At 64.1% G+C, this 5,213-nt stretch carries 6 protein-coding genes; 5 read left to right on the top strand and 1 reads right to left on the bottom strand.

Annotated features, from left to right (window positions below; all coding sequences use genetic code 11):
* Positions 1 to 323: 323 nt before the first annotated feature.
* From ACTHLF_RS19285 to ACTHLF_RS19265, 5 genes are all read left to right on the top strand, one after another.
* Positions 324 to 626 (top strand): type II toxin-antitoxin system RelE/ParE family toxin, encoded by a 303-nt coding sequence (locus ACTHLF_RS19285; RefSeq protein ID WP_440329543.1) that lies wholly within the window; start codon positions 324 to 326, stop codon positions 624 to 626.
* Complete coding sequence (locus ACTHLF_RS19280; protein ID WP_440329541.1) at positions 623 to 907, top strand: addiction module antidote protein; 285 nt, start codon at positions 623 to 625, stop codon at positions 905 to 907. The genes ACTHLF_RS19285 and ACTHLF_RS19280 overlap by 4 nt, the downstream gene beginning before the upstream one ends.
* Before the next feature lie 300 nt (positions 908 to 1,207).
* A complete protein-coding gene (locus tag ACTHLF_RS19275) occupies positions 1,208 to 1,756 on the top strand; it encodes a hypothetical protein (protein WP_440329539.1) in 549 nt (182 codons plus the stop codon).
* 115 nt (positions 1,757 to 1,871) lie between these two features.
* A complete protein-coding gene (locus ACTHLF_RS19270; RefSeq protein WP_440329537.1) occupies positions 1,872 to 3,248 on the top strand; it encodes a S41 family peptidase in 1,377 nt (458 codons plus the stop codon).
* A 151-nt stretch (positions 3,249 to 3,399) separates the two neighbouring features.
* Positions 3,400 to 3,831, top strand: a complete 432-nt coding sequence (locus ACTHLF_RS19265) for a hypothetical protein (RefSeq protein WP_440329536.1) — start codon at positions 3,400 to 3,402, stop codon at positions 3,829 to 3,831.
* 82 nt (positions 3,832 to 3,913) lie between these two features.
* Here the strand turns inward: ACTHLF_RS19265 and ptsP are convergent.
* Positions 3,914 to 5,213 (bottom strand): phosphoenolpyruvate--protein phosphotransferase (gene ptsP, locus ACTHLF_RS19260; RefSeq protein WP_440329534.1); only part of this gene is annotated, 1,300 nt, incomplete at its 5' end.

The following is a 5,213-nucleotide window of genomic DNA, read 5'->3' as shown; positions in this document are numbered from 1 at the left end:
GCGAACTGCTGCAGCGCGTGCGCGACGAAGTCGCCGAGTTCATCTCGGTGGATGACTTCGACAGCGATGAGCTGAAGGCGGGCGTCGCCGCCAAGGCGGAGAAGATAGAAGCATCGCGGGCGGCTTGATGGCTTGCGATGGCTGAACCTGGAAAGGGCCGGCTTTTGCCGGCCCTTTCTTTTGGGGGAATGTCTTGACGGTGGAGTCTAAGCCTCGCTCGCACACCAGGTTTATTGGCGGTCGGGCGCGCCGTCGCGTAAGGAACAGGCCCGCGCGTTGTAGTCCATGGTTCACGGGTGTAACCTATGGGCTACGGTTGCGTCATGTACGCAATCGAACAATCAGAGTCCTTCATGCGATGGCACGCAAGGCTTCGTGACCGGCACGCCAGGCTGCGAATTGACGCCCGGTTGCGTCGAATGGAGTTCGGCCACTTCGGTGACGTCAAGCACGTGGGGGACGGCGTAAGGGAAGCTCGAATCGACTATGGCCCTGGCTACCGGATCTACTACATCCACCGCGCGGAAAAACTCGTGGTCCTCTTGATGGGAGGAGACAAGTCAAGTCAGGACCGGGATATTCGTCGGGCGATCCAAATCGCCGCCGCTTGGGATTCAGACCAATGAAAGAACGATTCACGCGCTGGGATCCGGTGGATCACCTGCACACCGAGGAAGATCAGCTTATCTATCTCAACGCCTGCCTCGATGAGGATCCGGGCGATGGCAGCCTTGTTCGTGCGGCGCTGGGTGACATCGCACGAGCGCGCGGCATGACGAGTGTTTCGCGAGCTGCCGGAATATCGCGAGAGGGGTTGTACCGCGCACTGGCTTCGGACGGAAATCCCGAGTTCGCGACTGTCATGCGTGTCATGCAGGCGCTAGGGATCCATCTGCGAGCCGCATGAGGCGGCTTCGGCAGTGTGTAAAAGCTCCCCCGGGTGGTACCCACTCGCGGCCCGCTTTCAGCGAAGCCAGGTCATATAGAAGCGCACTGGCGCGCGAATTACACCTCGACCAAACGGGGCCAGTAGCCGCCATCGCTGGTTGCGCGCCCCCTCACTCGGGCATAGCCTTCCCTTATGTATGAACTGGTCTACGCAGCGCGTCACGGAGTAAACCCTGGCGAGGCCGATGGGCGTGGCCCGGTGTGGCTTGGAGGTACGTGCCCTCTACCCGGCGCCCTATCGGGCGGGGGCTTGCCCCTCTTGCAGTTTGCGTTCCTTGAAGCTGGCCTCGAACCGCTGGAGGAAATGACTTGGGAAGGTCCGTTGCCGCTGCTCTACGACTGGACCTGTGGTGCGGACTTCAACTATCAGGTTCGGGATGGAAGGGTTGAAGTGCTTCCGCCCGAGCAATGGGCGAAACCGGTCAGCTTCCTTCCTTATGAGGGGTATCCGGACGTGTTTCCCGAGCGCCGCTTCCGCGAACAACGAAACCAGTACTACTTCGCTGTTTCGACGTTGAACGACATGAATTTCAATGGGAAATCAGTGCCGAAAGAGAGTGGTCTACACAAATTTGCCGTGCCCACACACCATTTTGGCGGTAGCCCCTTTCTGTTTGAACCATTCCTTTGCCGGCGCGAGTGCCCGGTATGCGGCTGTCCGATGGAAGTCTTCGGAACGATTGCGAATGACGACGGCACCACTGGCCCGGGTTACCTGGGAGCTCCAACAGAGCAGATCGTCTACTTGGTATGTACAATTTCATGCCAAACGGTTTCTGCCTTCCACGTATCCAACCCTAGCGGCTGAGCGAGCCGCAGGCTTCCGACGCTGCACACATTGTAGGCATCCGCCTACAGAAATACCGCGCAAACCGCTCTAGCATTCGGATCAACTCGAATGACAGACGTCGGACGGATATCGCATGCGCAAGCCGTACTGGTCGCTCGCCGCACTCACGTTGATCCTGTGTGTGAAGACGGCAGCGGGGTCCCAGGGCCCTCCGCCGACCATGACCTGGGTACCGGTCGGTGACAGGCATGCCTACTCGGTGAATGCCTCCGGCAAGCTCTGGTCGGCCGAAGGTGCCGCCGTGACGGTGTCTCGTCAGCCGGGCAGCAGCAGTCCCGCCGGCGGCCTGATGGCAGGGTTCGATGCCGCGCCATTCGTCGGCAAGGACATCACCCTGACCGCTAACCTGGCGACTACCGGTGGTGCCTCGAACGCGGCGATCTGGTTGCGCACGGACGGCCCGACGCCAGAAGCGCATACGTTCCAGACCACGCAGCAACGATTCGCCGTGCGCGACGGTGAGCCGGCGGTGTTGCGCAGCGTCCGGCTTGCCATCCCCAAGGACGCGAAGGACGTGGTGTTGGGCGTGCTGCTCTTTGGCGACGGGCAAGCTAATGCCAGTCATCTGCGGCTCACCGTCGCAGACGCCGCCACCGTGAATGTGGACGCACCGGCGTTGTTGGATGAAGCTGTCGCGACCATCCGCGCGCATGCGCTCGCCGCTGGCGCGGTCGATTGGGACGCGTTCCTCAAGGTTGAGCATACGGGTCTCGCGAGCGGCGAACCGGCGGCCAAGGCGTACCCCGTGATTCGCGACGCGATCAAGAAGCTCGACGATGGCCACAGCTTCTTCATGGACGCCGCGTGGGCGACATCCACGGCGAACAACGACGGAACGCGCGAGACGCCCGTCGTAAAAGTGCTACCCGGTGGCGTGGGCTACGTGATGCTGCCGGGCTTCACCGGGCCGGACGACGCGCGACGGCACTACGTCGAGACCATCGCCACGGCGATCGAGCACGACGCGCCTTCCGTGACGCACGGCTGGATCGTCGACCTGCGCAAGGACACCGGCGGTGCAGTACCTCCGATGCTCGGGGCTATCCAGTCGTTGCTGGGCAGCGAGCCGGTGGGCGCCTACCGTACACCGGGCAAGCCAGATCACAAGGTTTACGCTGGCCGCGAGCTCTCCTTCGAACGAAAGCCCGCCGTCGACCTTGCCGCCGCTCCCGTCGCGGTGATCCTTGGGCCGCATACGTCGAGTGCGGGCGAGATGGTGGCCATCGCCTTCCACGGCAGGCCCCTTACCCGATCGTTTGGTACAACAACCTCCGGGCAGGCAAGCGGCAACGCGCTCTTCCGGCTGGCCGATGGCAGCCAGCTCGCGCTGAAGGGGGCCATCGACGTTGACCGGCATGGACAGGTCTTCGGCAAAGCTGTCGAACCGGACGAGCGCGTCGGTGATGAGGCCGTGCTCGACCGGGCGACGGAGTGGCTGACGCATCGGTGAGCAGCCGACTGTCCGAACACGGCCGTCCCCCAGTCTTCGTCTGGCCACTGTCCTGCTAGGGCAGGCCCCTAGCATCTCCACCCACTGGCGAAGATGAGGGTGGACCATGGAGCGTGCGGTAACCGAGCGGCAGTCACTATCAGGAGTGCCATTGCCCCTTGCGCTGACTGTAGCCAGCTTTGCTGCGCCCCCAGGCGTGCTCTGCTGGATCTGGCTGTGGTCGGGGCCGGAGCACGCGCACCTTAGCCTAAGCGATGCCATCGGCATGCTCGAAATCGGGTACCTGATCGGCATGCCTTTCGCGCTCGCGGTATCGCTCTTCATCGCATGGCCGCTCATGGCATGGATGCGTCGAAGCCACGCCGTGGCGTGGACGAGCACGCTGTTGTTGTCGGTAGTTATTGGTGTGTCGGTCTACGTCGTGCCAACCCTGTTCTACGTGCGCGGGACCGTATCCTTCGACAACCTGATTCCTGTCGCCACAATGGGCGCGATGCCCGGACTGTTCGCTGGTGTGCTGCTGTGCGCGATCCTTCGGCCGCCGCTTATGGTTCGGCGTGGGCATTCGGGTGCATCAGGGTGATAAGCGGCAGTCGTGTCGCTATCGCGCGCAAGCGCGCTCCCACATTGCGTTGGGGAGCGCACGTACTTTTTGAACGTGTGACTCAGGCTGCGCCGGCGCAGCCATCCTGCTTGGCGACTACCGCCAGCAAGCGCTCTTCGACTTCATCCCGCGTATGCGAGCGGAAGAGGTGCGGCGCGGCACGACGTAGCGCAGCGCAGTCGAGGCTAGTCAGCCGGTCGCGGACCTGTAGCAGCTGGCCCGGGTGCATCGAGAATTCCTCGAGGCCCATGGCCAGGAGCAGGGCGGTGAACTGGGTGTCGCCGGCGATTTCGCCGCACAGGCTTACCGGCTTCTTCGCTCGGCGCGCCGAGGCGATGATGTGAGCGATGAGGCGCAGGAACGCCGGCTGTAGCGGGTCGTAGATGCCTTCGAGCGCATCGTTGTTGCGGTCGGCGGCCAGCGTGTACTGGGCGAGGTCGTTGGTGCCGATGGCAAGGAAGTCGGCTTTCTGCAGGATCGACGTTACGCCGATCGCGGCGGCGGGGACTTCGATCATGGCGCCGATGTCGAGGCGCTCGGGCAGTTCCTGGCCTTCCAGCGAAAGCTGCTCGCGGGCCTTCTTGATCAGCTTGCGGACCTCGATGAGCTCGCCGATGTGGGTGACCATCGGGACCAGTACGCGCACCGGGCCGTAGCAGGCGGCGCGGAGGATCGCGCGCAGCTGGACCAGGAAGATATCCGGGTAGCGTAGCGAGAGGCGGATGCCGCGCACGCCCAGCGCCGGGTTGTCTTCGCCACGGATGGCAAGCCCGGCTGCATCGGCCTTGTCGGCGCCGAGATCGAGCGTGCGGATGGTGACCGGCAGGCCGCCCATGCCGAGCACGACGTCGCGGTACGCCGCGAACTGCTCGTCTTCGCTGGGCAGGCCGCGCTGGCGCAGGAACAGGAACTCGGAGCGATACAGGCCCACGCCGTCGGCGCCGCGTGAGCGGGCGAGGGTCACATCGCCGGCGAGCTCCGCGTTCGCGAACAGGCGCACATGCGCACCATCGCGGGTCAGTGTCCGGGCCGAGGCGAGCTCAGCGAGGCGGCGGCCTTCGGCGGCGGCCTGGCGCTGCCACTGCCGGTAGCGGGCGAGATCCTGGGCGGTGGGGTGGACGATGACCTCGCCGTGCTCGGCATCGATCAGGACAAGGTCGTCATCGTTGATAGTGGCGAGCGCGTCCTTCGTACCCACCAGCATCGGCAGGTTGAAGCTGCGCGCCAGGATCGCGCTGTGCGAGTAGATGCTGCCCGCGCTGGCGACCACGCCAAGCATGCCCTGGCCGGCGAGGCTGGCCATGTCGGCGGGGGCGACGGTATCGCTGACGATGATTTCGCCGACGCGCGCGGCGAGCTTG

Origin of the sequence: Luteibacter sp. (assembly GCF_051958795.1) — a bacterium.
GTDB lineage: Bacteria > Pseudomonadota > Gammaproteobacteria > Xanthomonadales > Rhodanobacteraceae > Luteibacter.
This window is presented reverse-complemented; position numbering and strand designations above follow the sequence as displayed.

Coding starts and splice junctions, on each gene's coding strand:
- ACTHLF_RS19280 (WP_440329541.1), top strand. CDS start 623: ATGAAAGAACGATTCACGCGCTGGGATCCGGTGGATCACCTGCACACC.
- ACTHLF_RS19270 (WP_440329537.1), top strand. CDS start 1,872: ATGCGCAAGCCGTACTGGTCGCTCGCCGCACTCACGTTGATCCTGTGT.
- ACTHLF_RS19285 (WP_440329543.1), top strand. CDS start 324: ATGTACGCAATCGAACAATCAGAGTCCTTCATGCGATGGCACGCAAGG.